13 protein-coding genes and 1 tRNA gene are annotated in these 16,086 nt (G+C 57.0%); all 14 read right to left on the bottom strand.

The annotated features are described in order from the left end of the window. Window positions 1-4 precede the first annotated feature (4 nt). The 14 genes from G1C95_RS07560 to G1C95_RS07625 all read right to left on the bottom strand — a co-directional run bounded on the left by G1C95_RS07560 (window position 5) and on the right by G1C95_RS07625 (window position 16,069). Complete coding sequence (locus G1C95_RS07560; protein ID WP_240947495.1) at window positions 5-1,213, bottom strand: DUF3322 and DUF2220 domain-containing protein; 1,209 nt, start codon at window positions 1,211-1,213, stop codon at window positions 5-7. Window positions 1,214-1,331: 118 nt separating this feature from the next. After that, a complete protein-coding gene (locus tag G1C95_RS07565) occupies window positions 1,332-4,805 on the bottom strand; it encodes an ATP-binding protein (RefSeq protein ID WP_169172351.1) in 3,474 nt (1,157 codons plus the stop codon). Next, on the bottom strand, window positions 4,805-5,578 hold the full coding sequence (locus G1C95_RS07570) for a DUF4194 domain-containing protein (protein ID WP_240947485.1): 774 nt from the start codon (window positions 5,576-5,578) through the stop codon (window positions 4,805-4,807). The genes G1C95_RS07565 and G1C95_RS07570 overlap by 1 nt, the downstream gene beginning before the upstream one ends. Window positions 5,579-5,581: 3 nt before the next feature. Continuing rightward, complete coding sequence (locus tag G1C95_RS07575; protein ID WP_240947486.1) at window positions 5,582-7,099, bottom strand: DUF3375 family protein; 1,518 nt, start codon at window positions 7,097-7,099, stop codon at window positions 5,582-5,584. 167 nt (window positions 7,100-7,266) lie between these two features. Then, window positions 7,267-7,339: transfer RNA gene (locus tag G1C95_RS07580), tRNA-Asn, on the bottom strand. A gap of 184 nt (window positions 7,340-7,523) precedes the next feature. Further along, window positions 7,524-8,567 carry a tRNA (adenosine(37)-N6)-threonylcarbamoyltransferase complex transferase subunit TsaD gene (tsaD, locus tag G1C95_RS07585; RefSeq protein WP_169172352.1) on the bottom strand — a complete coding sequence of 348 codons (1,044 nt, stop codon included), beginning with the start codon at window positions 8,565-8,567 and terminating at the stop codon, window positions 7,524-7,526. Beyond that, a complete protein-coding gene (gene rimI / locus G1C95_RS07590; RefSeq protein ID WP_169172353.1) occupies window positions 8,564-9,151 on the bottom strand; it encodes a ribosomal protein S18-alanine N-acetyltransferase in 588 nt (195 codons plus the stop codon). Before rimI ends, tsaD begins: the two co-directional genes overlap by 4 nt. 33 nt (window positions 9,152-9,184) lie before the next feature. Continuing rightward, complete coding sequence (tsaB, locus tag G1C95_RS07595; protein ID WP_169172354.1) at window positions 9,185-10,000, bottom strand: tRNA (adenosine(37)-N6)-threonylcarbamoyltransferase complex dimerization subunit type 1 TsaB; 816 nt, start codon at window positions 9,998-10,000, stop codon at window positions 9,185-9,187. Then, entirely contained in the window at window positions 9,997-10,572 is a 576-nt protein-coding gene (tsaE, locus tag G1C95_RS07600) for a tRNA (adenosine(37)-N6)-threonylcarbamoyltransferase complex ATPase subunit type 1 TsaE (RefSeq protein WP_169172355.1), read from the bottom strand. The genes tsaB and tsaE overlap by 4 nt, the downstream gene beginning before the upstream one ends. Continuing rightward, on the bottom strand, window positions 10,569-11,546 hold the full coding sequence (gene holA / locus G1C95_RS07605; protein ID WP_169172356.1) for a DNA polymerase III subunit delta: 978 nt from the start codon (window positions 11,544-11,546) through the stop codon (window positions 10,569-10,571). The genes tsaE and holA overlap by 4 nt, the downstream gene beginning before the upstream one ends. 5 nt (window positions 11,547-11,551) lie before the next feature. Then, window positions 11,552-13,303: a ComEC/Rec2 family competence protein gene (locus G1C95_RS07610; protein ID WP_240947487.1), complete on the bottom strand. Its 1,752-nt coding sequence runs from the start codon at window positions 13,301-13,303 to the stop codon at window positions 11,552-11,554. Then, window positions 13,300-13,863 (bottom strand): ComEA family DNA-binding protein, encoded by a 564-nt coding sequence (locus G1C95_RS07615; protein ID WP_169172357.1) that lies wholly within the window; start codon window positions 13,861-13,863, stop codon window positions 13,300-13,302. Before G1C95_RS07615 ends, G1C95_RS07610 begins: the two co-directional genes overlap by 4 nt. Before the next feature lie 350 nt (window positions 13,864-14,213). Further along, the gene (locus tag G1C95_RS07620) at window positions 14,214-14,915 is read right to left on the bottom strand and encodes a response regulator (RefSeq protein ID WP_169172358.1); all 702 of its coding nucleotides are present in this window, start codon (window positions 14,913-14,915) and stop codon (window positions 14,214-14,216) included. Further along, on the bottom strand, window positions 14,912-16,069 hold the full coding sequence (locus G1C95_RS07625) for a sensor histidine kinase (protein ID WP_169172359.1): 1,158 nt from the start codon (window positions 16,067-16,069) through the stop codon (window positions 14,912-14,914). The genes G1C95_RS07620 and G1C95_RS07625 overlap by 4 nt, the downstream gene beginning before the upstream one ends. Window positions 16,070-16,086: the final 17 nt, after the last annotated feature.

Genomic DNA, 16,086 nt, shown 5'->3' on the forward strand with positions numbered 1-16,086 from the left:
CCGTTCACCCGACTTCTCCCAACCGCAGCTCAATCTCATGCCAAGCATCATCAAGCGGAATACGTTCCTGTTCTAACCGCAAATATTCAACATCCTGACCGGTGCACAGCCGTCGATAAAGCTCATTTTCCGAATCATTCAAATAATCCATAGTTTTCGCAGGCCGCGTTCGTATCGGAACTTCCCTGCCGTCTTCGATACTGCCTTGTTTCCGGCTCGGGGCAACGTTGGTTCCGAAACGCTCGTACCGCCGATAGGCATCCATATCCATGAGCACCGATTCGCAGGGCAAGCCTTTGCCGCGCAAATCATTGAGGATCTCCAAGCCACTGGCGTCCATATCACCCCAGTAGAACACGCGGGACAGGTCTTTCACCCAGGGCAGCAACGTCGGAATACGCAAGGCCGCCCACCCGCAGCCCCATATGCAGACGCCACCTTCCAGAACCGGCATATGCTGGTAGGTATCTTTGTTCTCCACGATAATCGCGGTATGCAGACCTTTCGGCACGCGTTCCACCCACGGCTGCACGGCGACGCAATCCGGCAATCCTTGATACTGGTCACCCAGCATGCGCAATCGGATTTCTCCCGGACGTTCTTTGAACCGCAGTGCATCCGTTTCGATGAGCATCGCAATGGCGCGACGCCGAGCCGAATTCTCGCTTCCCAACCACTTGCTGTGGAATCCGGGTATTGGCACCTGACGGGCTGTCATGTTATGCACATCATGCTCATCACAATAATGTGCAGCTTCAAGCATGAGCTCAAAATCGATATCGGCAAAGTCATCCGTTAGTTTGGCCACTCGCTCCACGGCTTCATCGGCGACGGCGAATTCCTGGCGCAGCAAATGCAGTCGATCGCGTGAGCGATGGTATTGCGCGGCGTCAGCGCGGCTCATCATACGTAATGCGCACGCTTCGGAGGGCACAGAAACCGAGCGCACGAACACATTCTTGGTTACTCCTGCCTGTCTTGTTACCTCGGTAATCGTGCAGCCTTTGGAATTCACGTACTCACGCAACGCCTCGTCACGTTCAAGCTCGGCACCATAATGGTTCATGAGCTCGTCTCTGTGCGGCAGTTCAACACCAATCTCATACGGCCAAGAGGGGTGCAGCATGAAGCGCTGCTGCTCCAAGCGCCGCTTGACGGCGCATTGCAGATCCTGGACATTGCGTATGGTGCGTTTTCTGCCATTTGCGGACATAGCCAAGCCTTCCTTACTGCAAGTCTCGTTTGCATCCTCGTTTACCTAGCCAGCGCTGTCAGCGTGCTGACGCGTAAGTTGCAACTCACGCGTCAGCACGACCCCTCAGTTAGCCTCATCAATCCACTGCTTCGGTTTCCTGCTGCTCAGCTTCTGCGGCAAGATCGGCTTCCAGTTGGGATTCCTGCTGCAGGATCTCGTCGGAGGTGATTTCCTGCAGATACGAACAGCCCGAATCAACGTCTCGGTAGGCCACATAGGCTTTGGTGCATACTTCGAGGATTTCCGCTGTTTTGCTTTCGGGGGCCGAAACAATCACTTGGAAGCCCAGTCGCGGCAATACGGACAATGCACGCTGGGTGTAGCGGCCATCGGCCTTGATCAGTGCCTCGTCAAGGAACAGTGTGGTGTAGGTGGGCGACCCGGTGACGTCGCCGCCCAGCAGATAGATCAATGCGGCGCCATAGACGAATGAGGTGAGCTCCTGCAACGCACCACCCGACTTACCACCGGTGGAGGTGATGCGCTCGTCGGGCCCGTCCACATGATGCACAATGGCATAGAACGACGAGCGGCAGCGCGGATCGAGATTGCGGGCACCATAGCTTTTGATGCCGTTCATGTCGCGCACTTGGGCAAGTTCCTGCCGCAGTCGTTCGATAATCGCACGGCATGTGGCGAAGGTGTCACGTGTCGTCTTTGGATCGCTGCGACTTTGACGCTTCCACTCACTCAGATTATCGATAATGCGTTTCATCGCCATCGTGAACTGCGTTTCGGGCCTGCGCACGTCCACACCGATGGACAGGCTGCCGTGCCGTGGACCGAACTGCTGGCCTTTGAGCATGGCGTTGATGCGATCCAGCTGGTCGTTGATGTCGCGCGTATCGGTTTCGACCGCACGGTTGATCTGCATGAAACTCATCAGCAGCTTGTCAAGACTGTTGGCATATTCCTCGTCGGTGGCCTGACGCGCCGTCAGCATGTTGAGGCTGGCGAGCTCTTCAGCGTAGAACTTGATTTCTTCCACGCTGGCGGCCACGGTGTGGTCGTCGGGTGAATAGGTGTCCAGGTATTCGGCCATACGCTTTTCTACCAGGGCACGTTCCGAAACCAGCTGGTCGTTGGCCTGCTCGATTCGAGCACGCATCGCAGTGGCGATGACGTGGATGATGCGCTGCGCGAACGTCGTGTCGCCTGCGGTTTTGGAGACGATGAGCCGGGGACGGTCTTCGCCGCGCGTCACACCGTTGAAGCATGATTCATAGGCGTCGGAGAGCATATTCGAAATATCACCGGGAATGCCGGCGTCATCGAAATCGTCTTCGCCGCGCTCGTCCAGCCATGCCTGTTGGGCTTCGGCGAGGGCTACCGCATTGTCGCGGTCCCGACGCGCGACATACATGTGTTCGCGGGTCTGATCCAATTGCTCACGCAGATGGCCCCGCATGGCTTCCAGTTCGGCAAGTTCGGGATTGCTGCGAATGGATTCGATATGACTGCGTAGTCCCTCGACTTTGGCGCGTGCGGCATCGACATCGACTGCGCTCCAGTCAAGCCGTTCGATGCTGTGTGCAAGATCACGTTCGTCGCGCAGACGTTCGATGCGCTGCTTGGCTTGCTCGTATTGCTGCCCGATGGCGTCGATACGCTTCCCGGCGTCGGTGATACGTTCGCGCAGTTCATCCAAAAAACGCTCGTTGACGAAACCGATGATGTATTGACGATCCTTGGTGCCGTGAAAACCGTGCGCCCCGGATTTGAGCTGTCCGTCATGCTGAATCTGCCGGGTTGCCCGGTCGCTGTCGTCGATTTGTTCCACGCAGCGCGCATCGAGCCTTTCCGCAGCCACCTGTTCCTTCAGCCAACCTAGGAACGGAGAGTCCTCACGGTATCGCAGTTTGGATGACATCCAGCCTTCACGGCACTCCTCGTCATACTGCGCCTGCGTGTCCACGAATCGCCATGTGCGCCGGCTCATGGTCTTGGGATCGATGGTGCTGACTTTAGCGGCGAATCCCTGCTCATGGCGTTTGTCCACCAGAATGGTTTGCGCTATTGGCGCGTAGGTCATGTTCATGGCCACACGCCAGTCTTCGCTATCGTCGCGTACATCCATGAGTTCGGCCACATAGGGCAGTTCCTCGACACTTAATCCTGTGGCTGCGGCAAGCATGGCACGGGCTTCGTCCATGGATTGCGTGATGCGCGTCTTGCGCTGGCTCTGGCGCACGTAATCGCGTTTAAGCTGCTCATAGTCGCGGTTCAGCGAGGTGCGTTCAGCTACGGCGTCGTTGCGCTGCACCTCCAGCTCCCCCATACGGGCGTCATAGTGTTCGCCATCCGCAAGCATGCTCTCGCGCATGTCCTGCCAGGCCTGCTCGTTCTTCGGCATCTGCCTGTCAATGCGGCCAAGGCGACTTTCCATGTCCCGACGCTGCATTTCAACAGACTGGCAATCCTTGCGAGCGCGGTCGAGCTCGGCTTCCAGTCGTTCCAGATTGCCACCGTCGACGCCGCGAATGCGTTCTTCGACGTTCTGCAGCTGGGTTTGCAAGGTATCAATGGCGTCTTGTGCGGCGTGAACCGAGGCATCCTGCGCATCGCGTTGCTTGATTGTTGCAGGCAGTCCTGCGCGCACTTCGCTGGACATGCGGGAGTACGCCCAGCGACTGATGGTGTCGGCGCCTGGTTCTTCCTGCGGGTCAGCCACACCGAGTTCGCGCCGCAGTCCCAATGTTTTCGCATATTCGCCGTATTCCTGTTGAATGTCTTGCAGACGGGAGACGCGACGGGCTTTTTCTTCTAGGCTGCGGAAGTTGGCGTCGTACCGGTCGTAATCGTCGACCACGTCGCGTGCCAGTTCCAACGCCTGAGGCACGCCGAGCACGCCCTGTTTGAAGATATCGTCCAGTTTTGAGGGTGCGTCCGCTGACTGAATCTTGTGCAACAGACGGCAGGCTTCCGCGCTCAGGCCCATATCATGCCAAATGGATGCATGGAAGGCTTCGGCGTTGAGATGGGTTTCGCACCCCGGGTATGCGGTTTTGAGCATGGTGGCGGTGAACGGGGTGTCTCGGAACCGATCCATAATGCGCGGGTCAATACGCTGACTCCATGTCACATACTGGCGACGCACGTCGCTGCGCCCATCACCTGCTGCCAGATACAGGAATTTGCCGCATGACAGCAGTTGGCCAGTGGTGCGGTTGAAATAGGTGTCTACGATGGCACCCCACACGGGTTGTGGCGCATCGTTGGCGTCACGTCCGCGCAGATAAATCGGTGTTTCCCCGTGCGCGCTGTCGCGCGTGCCGAGCATGCCACGCAGATAGGTGTAGTCGCTGCGTTCGGAGCGGCCTGCGTTGGAGGCTTTGTTGTATGGCGTACCCGTGGGATACAGCAGGGAGATTTGCGCGTCCACTAGTGTGGATTTGCCCGATTCGCTGGCACCGGCGAGTAGTGTCACCGGCAGTTTGTCGTCCATGGATGGTTTGAATTCGTGGTAGCCGCTGTACGATCCCCAGTTGACGATGCGGCGACTTTCCAGCATCCAACGATCCGCGATGATGTGCATGTCGTCGCCGTTCATCAGAGTTCCTCCTCGCTGTATGCTGTTTGTTCCTCGTGTGTCACTTGTTCCGTCTGTTCTGGCTGTTCCGTTTGCTGCGGTGTTTGCTGCGCTTGCTGTTGCGCGCACAGGTCAAGCCATTCGTCCGCCAACGCACGATCCAGCACTACAGGCACCAGCGGGGTGATGCGATACATGTCGTCCTCGTCGGTTGTTTCCAGATAACCGTAGGTTGCCATGCGCGACACGGTGGCGCGAATTTTCTTCGCAGTGCCTTCCTCATCGTTGCTGGATGCCAGATAGCCAGCACCCGTGGTCAGTGCGGCGCGGATTTCGTCATGGCTGATAATCCAACTATCAGCATCCGTTTTGGTGTTTTCGTATTCCAGCACCCGGATACGCAGGAAGGCAAGCACCGCCGCCTCCTCACGGGTGAGACTGGCTCTGGTTTTCAGAGATCGGATGTCAGCTTCCAGTCCGTTGACCGGTGCCGCGATCATCACATGATATTGCTGGTTGATCACCAGATACAGCAGGTCGTTGTTCAACGAACGTTCCACAGCTTGTTGATGGGTCAATACGATGTCATAGAGTTCGCCGTCGATGTAGCGTTCGCGTTTCAATGCGATGGCGGCCATGCGCGCTTCCGCCGGCATATCGCCGGTGTCTCCATGAAACAGTGCGTATGGGTTGGCGCTGTCGCCAGCATTCGGCACGGTTTCGACCGGCACTGTATTGTCTGTGTTGTCGAGCGCATTCGCTGCGGCATTATCAATCATCGGTTCGCCGTCCATGGTTCAGCCTTCCTTCACTATGCGTTCGAGGGTTGCGCGCTCCACGATCACCGGTCGGGTGCGCCAAGTGCGTTCGGTGCCGTCCAACGAAATGCATCGCCATAGCACGTATTCGCCGTCTTCTGCAGCGGGGAGGGATCCGAGGAACCCGATAAGTTCGCTTTCCCGCCGTTCTCGCTCATCTAGCTGGTTGAACGCTTCGGCCAGGTTGATGCGATTGTCATCGTCATGACTTGGCAGTTTGTCGATCAGTGCCAGCATACGACGCAGACGCGGTCCGCCAACTTCAAGCATGGATGTCCAACGAGACGCATCCAGCTGAGTGGAGTCTTGCACATTCGGCAATCCCGGCGCTTTGGCCTGGCTCATCGGGCGCGCCGGACGGCTGGGCAGTGCCGCAATCGAAGCAACGCCGGTTCCGGTTTCATACAATTTGGACTGGTCGTTGGGATTGCTTTTGGCCAGCGCGCTGGTTTCGGCAAACAGACGATTCAGCTTGGTGAGCATCGTGCGGTAGCGTGTATCGGTTTGCTGGCGTACCAGTCGGCTGATGGCCTCGTCCGAGGCACGCATCTGTCGGCGCACGTCCTCGATGCCTTCGTAGATGCGTTCCAGTTCGGCTCGAACCTGCCCCAACACTATGCCCGGTTCACCATCCAGATACGGATTTCTCGCGATATCGCGCACGGCGTCGTCGATTTGTCGGCGTCCTTCTTCAGTGACGATCACCTGGAACGCATCCTCGAAACGGCGACCGCTGTCGGATTCACGGAAAGATTTGCGGAATTCATCATGGTAGGCGGTCAGAATCTCATCTACGCTCATCATTCCTGATTGCATGCGTCGGCGCAGCGCGTCACCACTATCACGTTCGGAGAGCACCAGTTCACGCAGATCGATGGGCACACCACGCAGAGTGTTGTGCACCACGTTGATGATGTCCTCCACCTGTTTAGCGGTAAGTCGTTCGATGGTGTCGCTGTGTTCAAGTTCGTCGATTTCCCGTTCGCGTGCTTCGATTTCACGTCGCAGCAGGGCGATGCGCTCCTTGGGATCGTCGGTCAGCTGCATGCGCGCGTGTTCGATTTCCATGATGATGCTGTTGGCTTGCGCGCCTGAAAGTACCTGCGTGGAGTCTTCAAGTTTGCCGAGCGCTTCGATGGCTCGATGTGCCCGAGCGGTGAGACGATACAAGTAGCGGTGTGAGGCCGCGTCCAGATAGTTGGCCAACCAAGCGTAGTCGCCATCGCCTTCGCGCGATAGGTCGATCAGGATGCGATGCGCCGCCTGCGCCACATCCTGCCCATCTTTCAGAGTGTACTCCCCCACATCCACCAGATGTGTGAGCCCTCGAACCAGCCGGTCTTCTAAGATCTCTCGGGGCAGTTCGCCGGTCAATGGATCGAAGCAGGATTTAAGCAATGCCACGTAGATCATGGAGTTGTTGCGCAGCAGCAGGCGAAGTACACCTGTTTCGTAAATCGGTCTCAACCGTTCCATTTCGCGTCTGATGTCGCCCAACTACGCATCCTTCTTGCTGTGCTTGCCTTACGGCCGGCTTGTTCCATGCCGTCCTAGTCTCTTCACCAGAATACTGCACCCAGAAAGAGGACGGGCATTCACGTGGCGCACATCCCATTTTGCGATAAAACACAAAAGCCTCGGACGAATCCGAGGCTTCTAACAAGCTCCTGCGGCTGGGCTTGAACCAGCGACCGTCCGATTAACAGTCGGATGCTCTGCCAACTGAGCTACGCAGGAATATATTGTTATGCGGTTGATTTCTCTCGCGCACAAGTCATAGAGTTTACAACAATCGCACGGAAATGCAAATCGCCGTCTCTCGGCATGTCGCGCTATGTCACACCGTGCCGCACCGACCTGCCCTAGTCACACGAACGAACTTGTTATCATCCGATAGACGGTTCAGGTCAACCCACCATCGTTACAACGACACGGTGGTCAGCGGCATGGACGAATCGATCGAAAAGTCCGGTACGCTGGGGGCGATGCCGGCTTCAACAAGGTTCACGCCGAGCATGGCGACCATCGCGCCATTGTCAGTGCATAGCTTGATTTGCGGGATTCGCACTTCGACACCATGCTTCTCGCCGTATTCGAGCAGTTTGGCACGCAGCTGCGAGTTGGCGGAAAAGCCGCCGCCCACAATCAGTGTTTTGGAGCCGTACTGCTTGCAGCCACGCATGGCCTTCTTCGCCAACACATCGGCTACGGAGTCGGCCAGTGAGGCGCACACGTCATCCACGGGAATCTCATGACCCAGAGCCTGTTCGGTTTCGATCCATCGCGCCACGGCGGTTTTGACGCCGGAGAAACTGAAATCGTACGGATGCTCGGCACCAGCCTTGCCTTGTGTCAGCCCCTGCGGCACACGAATAGCATGCGGGTCGCCCGCTTGCGCATGGCGGTCGATGTGGGGGCCTCCCGGATAGGGGAAGCCGAGCAGTCTGGCCACTTTGTCAAAGCACTCCCCTGCCGCATCGTCCAGAGTGGTGCCGACCACGTCGATATGACGCGGCATGTCGGCCACGTGCAGCAGCGAAGTGTGCCCGCCGGAGACGATCAGTGCCAATGTATCGGGCGGGAAAGCGCCGAACTGCAGTTGAGTGACGGCAATATGCCCGATCACATGGTTGATGCCGTACAACGGTTTGCCGCTCGCCCATGCCAACGCCTTCGCGCCAGAAACGCCCACGGCAAGGCATCCAGCCAGGCCAGGGCCGGCGGAGACGGCGATCGCATCCACATCGGCCAAGGTCATATTCGCGTCGGTCAACGCCTTGGACACGCAGGGTACAAAGGCTTCGGCATGCGCGCGCGAGGCGATTTCGGGGATGACGCCGCCATAGCGTGCGTGCTCCTCCATGGATGAGGCCACGACGTTCGAGACGAGTTCGCGGCCACGCACGATGGCGGCTGCTGTTTCGTCGCAGGTGGATTCGATGCCGAGCACAATCGGTTCGCTCATTGCGCGTCTCCTTGTTCGTCGGATTGAGCGTTCATGTCGTTGGAAGTGTCGTATTCCGAGCCAGCGTGCATCGCTGAGACAACCGTATGATCGTCAGTCAACTGGTTGGTTCGTTGGAATCCAACCACGTGGGGTTCAAGGTCCAAAGCCATCGTATAGGCGTCGATGCCTTCGGGTTGATAGTAGCGTTTGCGAAGACCGAGACGAACGAAGCCGAACTTGCGGTACAGGTGCAGTGCCGGCTCGTTATCCACCCGAACTTCGAGCAACATACGTTGCGCTCCCTGCTCGCGGGCGGATTCAACCAAACGGTTCAGCAATGCGGCGGCGATGCCCTGACGTTGCCAAGCTGCCCCGACACCGATAGTCATCAATTCGGCGTCTTCCCCGTCATACCAATACCCTGCATATCCTCGGATAATGCCGTTACCGTCGCGATCAAATACATACGTGCGGGCGGGCGCGTCCAATTCCTCACGCACCATGTTCTCGCTCCATGCGCCGCGTCCGAATAGTTCGGATTCCATCGCGACGATGGCTTGCACCGCTTTCTCGCGGTCAATCGTTTCCAAATCAACGATCATCTGGTCTTCCCTACCCCGGCTTCCCCACTGTGTTCAGGCGCGGTTCGCACCGGCATGACCGAGCACATGCTTAAGAGGGTTGGGGACTTCGGCATCCGGACGGCGCAAATACAATGGCTCCACGGGTGCGTTCGGATTCGCAAGATATCTACGTTCCGCCTCTTGTGCGAACACAGTCAAGCCCATCGCACCCTGATCAAGCACGGAAGCGTCAACAATGTCACCCACATGCGCGATGCCACGCAGCACAGATTCATATTTTCCTGCACCATGGCCGATAACATCAACGGTAAGCCCCTGGCTGTTGGCAGCATTAACCCGTTCAACAATCTGTTCGGGGTAGTCGATGTCCATGGCGATCAGCGGGCGATGGCCACGGTTGGGTTCCGTTTCGTCACCATATGCGCTGTCGTCAAGCAGTTCGAAATACAGTTGCTTGCGCCGGGCATCATTGATGGCCAAGGTCAGCACATGCTGCGAAGCATTCCCCTGCGCAGCCGCAGCGTCGCCATGTCCATGCCGGTTGAGATTCCACAACACCTGCGGTTCGAGGATGTTCTGTCCGAGCAGTTCGGCACCGGTGGCGAAGGCTAATGCCTTGGCGGCAACGATGCCGGCGCGCAATCCGGTGAAGGGCGCCGGACCGACGCCGACTACGATGCGATCAAGGTCGTTCGATGCCAAGCCGGCTGCGGCGCATGCGCGTGTGATATTGACTTGCAGACGCTCCACATGGGTGCGCGAATCGGTTTCCACAATGGGCTCGTGCCCCACCACGCCAACAGTGGAACCATAGGAGGTATCGATGACCAACGTGTTGGTATTGGTCCGCTCTCCCTGATCCGTCATGATTGCTCCTTGCCGCTGCCATTCAACGATTCGATGCGCGATTGCCAGTCGCTGCCGACCGGAATCAACGTCACGATTCTAGTACCCTCGCTGGTCGGCGTGTTATCGGCCGCCTGTGCCATGTCCAGTGGCCTGTCGATGTGGATTTCAAGACGTTCCGGGGCCAAGGCTGCGGCCATTTGCTCGCCCCATTCCATCAACACCACGGTGTTCTCGCTGGGATCTTCCAATTCTTCGTCAAGGCCCAAGGATTCCAATTCGTCAAGCAGACGTCCGATGCTGTCTTGCCCAGGAGCGTAGGCCGTGCCGCCCAAACGATAGGCGTCCACGTGCACCAAATGAGCAGCAGCACCATTCGTGAACCGCCCATTCAGCTCACGGGCGATGGTGAAGGTAGGCGAAACGATGGGCTCCACGATGCCTAAACCGTTGCCAAAACCTTGCGCGAGTGTGGTTTTGCCTGCGCCCAGAGGCCCGGAGAGCAACAGTACGTCACCGCCGCGCACAATGTGGGCGATGCGTTCGCCCAATGCGCGCATATCATCGTCTGTGGGTACTTGGATTGTGATCATGACATCCGTCCTTTGTGAGCAATGAGTTCGATGGAGCGTTCCAGCGCATACATCGGGTCACCGCCGTTGGTTTTGCTTTGTTCGTCGGCCCACGCCAAGGTTTGAATTGATCGGCCCAATCCTTGGGAAGTCCACCCGCCGAGCTGGCGCATTGCATTCTTCAGCACCCATGGATTGGTTTTCGCCTCGGCCTGCGAGATGGTGCCGGATTTGACCGCCGAAGCCTTGGCAACAGTGCGCAGCTTCATGGCCAGCGCACCAATCAATGCGATGGGATCGGTGCCCTGTTCCACGGCCGAACGCATCATGACGATAGCTTCGGCGGTGCGCCCCTCCATGGCTTTGTCAGCCACGGCGAAACCGGTGACCTGCGGGTTGGCTGTCATATATTGGTTGACGCGATCCAAGCCAATCGGATCATCATCGAAATCAAAACACAGCTGTTCGCACATGGCTGCAAGCTCGCCGGTTTTGCCTCCTAATACAGATACCAGCTGCTGGGCAGCCATGGGGTCGATGCGCCGCGATCGCTTCTCGAATTCGCCAAGCACGAAGTTCAGCTGCGCATCTGGTTTTTTCAGATCGGCGACCTCCACTTTGGCGGCACCGGCGCGCACCAACTGGTCGATGATCTTTTTGCCCTTGACGCCTCCCTCATGCTGACAGATAACGATGCTGGAGTCGGCTGGGTCGGCACAAGCCTGCTTGGTGTACGCAATCATCGCTTCGACAAGCTTCTCGTCGGCATTATGCAGGTTTAACACTTTGACTACGGCCGTATCAGACAATAGTGAAGGGCTCACGGCCTCATCGAAGGCGTACTGGTCGGCACTGGTGGCATCAAGTTCCAAAAGTTCGGCATCGGGCCGGCGCTTCAGCGCTTGCGCGCATAATTCCTTGACACGCATGTCGTTCAAGTATGAGTCGCCTCCGGCCACCACTTTCACCGGAGCGTTCGCTGCTGATTTCGCCATGCTGTTCAATCTCCCCGCATCGCTGGACAAGGGTTGACCAATCGTATCGTGCCCTGCCACCACAGATTCAGACGCACACGCCAGGAACTACCGAAACGTTCACCCGGCAGATCTTCATCCACCAGATTGAATCGGCGTACGCGGCGCATAGCGCCTCTCAGCGCCCATGCAACGGCGAGCTCCGCTGCCAACATCAACAGCGCACCCCATACTCCCTCAGCCCATGGCAGCATTGCCATGGAACCGTTACCCAACCATAGTGCGACTCGCTCCATCACCAATGTGCCTAATGCTGCTGTGCCGGCCAAGATACCGGCCAGTGCAGGCAGGCACCAAGCGCAGCACAATGCCATAAGCCCTGTAATGGTGGAGAATCCGACGAATGGCGCGACAATAAGATTCGCCGGAATGGACAGTAACGGCAGTTGCGGCTCCATCAGTATCTGAATGGGCAGGGTGAACATCTGCGCAGCCATGGTCATGGCCATGCCTTCGGCCAACGGATGGGGCATCACTTTACCCAGCAGCTCGCTCAGTGGTCGAGCGAATAGCACAATGCCCAACACCGCCGCTGCGGAGAGTGCGAAACCGAAGCTGCATGCCATGCGCGGCTGTATGATCAACACGCCAATAACCGTCCAGCACAAGGCACTTAACGCCTGTGCACGTCGGCCGAGCATCAGGCATGCCGCGCTCATCAATCCCATGATGAGCGCACGCATTACCGAATCACTGGGGAACATGGCTGTGGCAAGCCCCACAAGCGCCATCGCCATAGCTACGGCGGTAATGCGCCGATCGATGAGCAGCCATGCACAAGCACGTCGCACCAGTTCACTTAGCAGTGCGAAATGCCCACCGGACACAGCCATCAGGTGCATGATGCCGGAACGACGGAAACAATCCTCCAGCCGTTGCGCATACGTATCGTTCACCGGATTCATGTCTGCCGCGCCACCCACATAATCCTGCCCCAGCACTCCCAATGTCAGGCCCGGAACCAGCACTCTGCCTTGATCAGGAAGTTGTTCGGTGACGGCAAAGAATGTCTGCTGCATATGGTGCACAACTGCCAAAGGCACGGGTGCCGCACGAATACGGGCCGACTCATTGCCTTCCTCAACCAACAGCCATAGCGGCAGCTTGCCGTATTCCGCCTGTTGCAATACGCCGGTCATACGGTAGCCGCCGCCATTCACCAGTTGCGTGCATTCCTCTCCGGAAGCGTATATGCGAGCCAAGGCGGCAGAGCGAAGTGTTTCGCCGTCATGTTGCAATCCCGTCAGACGCGCATCCGCCTGACAATCGTAGTCGCGTTGATCGGCGGCAACAGCCGGCGCACTGAGCATGAGGGTGACGGTACTCACAGCCTTTCCCTGCCTTGCCTGCACTGTTGCCGGATCAATCCATAGCAGTGCATTTGCCGTGATGGAAGCGATACTGGCAACCAATGCCATCGCCACACACGCCGCCAGCATGACGGCCCAGCGACGTTTGAGCACAGCGGCGACAACCAATACAGCCAATAGCAACACCGTTATGGTCATACCGATCAGCAGTATTGGATGGGCAGATGGTATCGGCCATGCGCGCAGCACCGGTGTTACGGATCCATCGCCCGTCATATCGCTCACCATCCATGCGAAGCCGTAGTGAGTTGCAAGGCTCGCAGCCCACGCCGTCAGCGCGACCGGCAGCATACGCCAATCCCTGCTGCCCTGCTCTCGAAGCGCCCAATCAGCGCACCCACCGCTCATTGAACCATCACCTGCCCGCGCATGTTCTCCAAGGTTTTCGCCCCGATGCCTTTGACATCCAATAGTTGTTCGATCGATTCAAAGCGGCCGATGGCTGTGCGATGGTCGATGATGCGCTGCGCGATAACAGGCCCGATGCCGGTGATGGTTTGCAGTTCCGCACTGGTGGCGGAGTTAAGGTCAATAAAACCCGCAGCTGTTTCGGCTCCCCCATTGGATGTACCATCAGGCTGCTCGGCCATCTTCTCACTGTTTACGGCATTGTTTTCCGTTTCAGTTTCAGTTTTGGTGTCAAGGTTGGCATCGCCAGAGTCGCCGGAATCATCAGAATCGTTTGCTCCATCATCATGGTTTGGTTGTGAGCCTTGCGAGATCGCAGACTGGGTAAATTGCGTCAAATTGGCCGCTTGCTGCACGAGCAGTGTCAAGCTCATGGCAAGGCCTGCCACTAAAAGCACGATCAGCGCCAATGCATGCACAGAGGTGAAGGCCAGAAGCGGCTGATCACGTTTGCGGCGTGCCTCCTGCCCCTGTCCATCAGCCGGGCGCACACCGATCATGCTAGAGAAGCTCACTGCCGGCGGCATCGGAGAAATAGCCGGCATCTCCGATGAACGGGAATGCGTGGCAGCACCAGTCGTCCGCATTCGGGCATGGCGAATCGGCGGAGGTGCCGGCGGCTCTTGCCGTCGGCTGTTGCCCCGCTGTGAGTCCGGCGGCGACACTAGCTCCTCTCCGCCGAGCACACGCAACCGTTGCCGCAACTGCGTCTGCCGTTCGATACGCGAAACGCCCATGAATTCCACGTTGAGGGATTCATGGGCGTTTGTCCAGCCAGAACAGGGTATGTGGAGAGAGCTTACGCAGTTATCCACATTGGCCGGGCGAACAGTCTGCGCCACAGTCGACTCTATTCGGCTTGGTTCAGCCAGATGGCTGCGGCGTGACGCACGTTATTCGCGTTGAGTTTGGTGACAATATGCTGCATATGTTTTCGGACCGTGGCTTCCGTGATCCCCAGCAAATCGCTGATTTCCTGATTGCTCATGCCCCGTTCCGCAGACAATGTAATGATTTCCTCTTCGCGCATGGTGAGCAGCAGGTTGAGGGAATGATCGTTTTTCAATCGCAGATGGGCCATCTGAGGCATGTCGAATCCGGGAAATGTTTTTCCCGCAGCTACTTGCTGCATCGCCAGCACAATCTCGCGATCCTCGCTTTTTCCTATCAGCCCTTGCATGCCGCAAGCTGTGGCTTTTTGCCGATACCAGTTCAAAGAAAAACTGGTGATTCCCAATATGGCTGGCCGTGCGGATCGTGCGCGAATTCGGCGGCATACGCTGCTGCCCTGCAGGCCTTCCAATGACATATCCACAACCAGAAGATCCGGTATCTGCCGAGCGTCGCAGCATCGTTCGATGGCGTCCTCGCCTCGCTCAGCAGTCCATATCACCTGTGATGGTGCCAGATGTTGTTCGACCAGTTCCTGCAGGGAAAGCAAGGCTCGTCTGTCATTGTCCAGCAGAGCGATGCGATAGCTGACTGGATATCGGTAGAGCTGCTCATTGCGGGCATAAGCTGGGTCATCGGCTCGATTTTCACGCTCACTCATCTTGACCGCCCATTCTTTTTAATATCAGTCGCATTTCCCGGAATGAATACACGCAGCTGCCATTGCCCATCAACCACGCCCGCATCCATTGCACCGTGATACTCATCGCATACCATGTGACGCCAACGCTCCAAACCGGTTCCGCCTGGAAAGGATGTTGCCGCATCAGCAGCAGGGCAATCGTTCACCGCCATTATCACAGCGCCTTCTCGCCCTAATTCAACTGATACTTGGTAGCTTCCTTCCGGAGTTGAATGCCTCATGATGTTGGCGAATACTTCGGTGAGGCAATCGCCGATAACAGTCCGCTTCGCACCATCCAACGCAGCGGGGTGCCGTGAAACATGAACATTGCTAACACCCTGAAAACCAATCTGTTGCAACCGGCGGTCATGGGAATGTAACGCATCGGTAAGGTTCCCAACAAAAGTCTCGAAATCCGAATCAGCAGATAGCGCATCAGCTTTTTCATCCAATTTATCAATGATTTGATGCACCGAAGACAATGCCTTCAGTGCCGCTTCCCCCACTTGATCCCAATCATCACTCTCCGGATATTGATGTGCCTTACGCACGATAAATGACAAGTCTCCCGTCACCGAATCATGAATATTTCGCGCAATTCGTTCATTAGTACGTATGCGTTCAAGCTGTGCCTCATTATGTTCCATTCGGCGACGCATTTCGAAATATTGTTTATGCCATCGAAGTGAACAACCAATAAGAGCGGCTAATATATCCATTATTACAAACGACGGATATGTTTGGATATTCAATCCGTAGGTGTTGGGCAGCAGATTCTCCAAGAGTTGCACGCAACTGCATACTACGAGCATGAGGGCAACCGAACGGTTGGTGATTTCATATGCAAGAATTGCAATAGCCACCAGATTACCGAAATAAGAAATCTCTGTAACATCCGTGAACAAAAAATACAGCACCGGATCGGACATGAGCAACACTACGCTGGCAATCTTAGGCCACCAAGGAACAACAAGCAGCAAGACGATATACACAGCGCAGACGATGCAGGACAATACGCTCAATGCCTCTAGCCAAAAAATGGTCCACAAAGTCAACGCTGCAGCAAGCACAGCTACGGCAATCATTGTTTTCCTACCCTGCGGCATAGCATCGCCTTCGCTGTTTCCCATACCCACCATTCGCACTC

This window comes from Bifidobacterium oedipodis (assembly GCF_012932425.1).
Lineage (GTDB): Bacteria > Actinomycetota > Actinomycetes > Actinomycetales > Bifidobacteriaceae > Bifidobacterium > Bifidobacterium oedipodis.

Coding starts and splice junctions, on each gene's coding strand:
- G1C95_RS07560 (WP_240947495.1), bottom strand. CDS start 1,213: ATGTCCGCAAATGGCAGAAAACGCACCATACGCAATGTCCAGGATCTG.
- G1C95_RS07565 (WP_169172351.1), bottom strand. CDS start 4,805: ATGAACGGCGACGACATGCACATCATCGCGGATCGTTGGATGCTGGAA.
- G1C95_RS07570 (WP_240947485.1), bottom strand. CDS start 5,578: ATGGACGGCGAACCGATGATTGATAATGCCGCAGCGAATGCGCTCGAC.
- tsaD (WP_169172352.1), bottom strand. CDS start 8,567: ATGAGCGAACCGATTGTGCTCGGCATCGAATCCACCTGCGACGAAACA.
- rimI (WP_169172353.1), bottom strand. CDS start 9,151: ATGATCGTTGATTTGGAAACGATTGACCGCGAGAAAGCGGTGCAAGCC.
- tsaB (WP_169172354.1), bottom strand. CDS start 10,000: ATGACGGATCAGGGAGAGCGGACCAATACCAACACGTTGGTCATCGAT.
- tsaE (WP_169172355.1), bottom strand. CDS start 10,572: ATGATCACAATCCAAGTACCCACAGACGATGATATGCGCGCATTGGGC.
- holA (WP_169172356.1), bottom strand. CDS start 11,546: ATGGCGAAATCAGCAGCGAACGCTCCGGTGAAAGTGGTGGCCGGAGGC.
- G1C95_RS07610 (WP_240947487.1), bottom strand. CDS start 13,303: ATGAGCGGTGGGTGCGCTGATTGGGCGCTTCGAGAGCAGGGCAGCAGG.
- G1C95_RS07615 (WP_169172357.1), bottom strand. CDS start 13,863: ATGATCGGTGTGCGCCCGGCTGATGGACAGGGGCAGGAGGCACGCCGC.
- G1C95_RS07620 (WP_169172358.1), bottom strand. CDS start 14,915: ATGAGTGAGCGTGAAAATCGAGCCGATGACCCAGCTTATGCCCGCAAT.
- G1C95_RS07625 (WP_169172359.1), bottom strand. CDS start 16,069: ATGGGAAACAGCGAAGGCGATGCTATGCCGCAGGGTAGGAAAACAATG.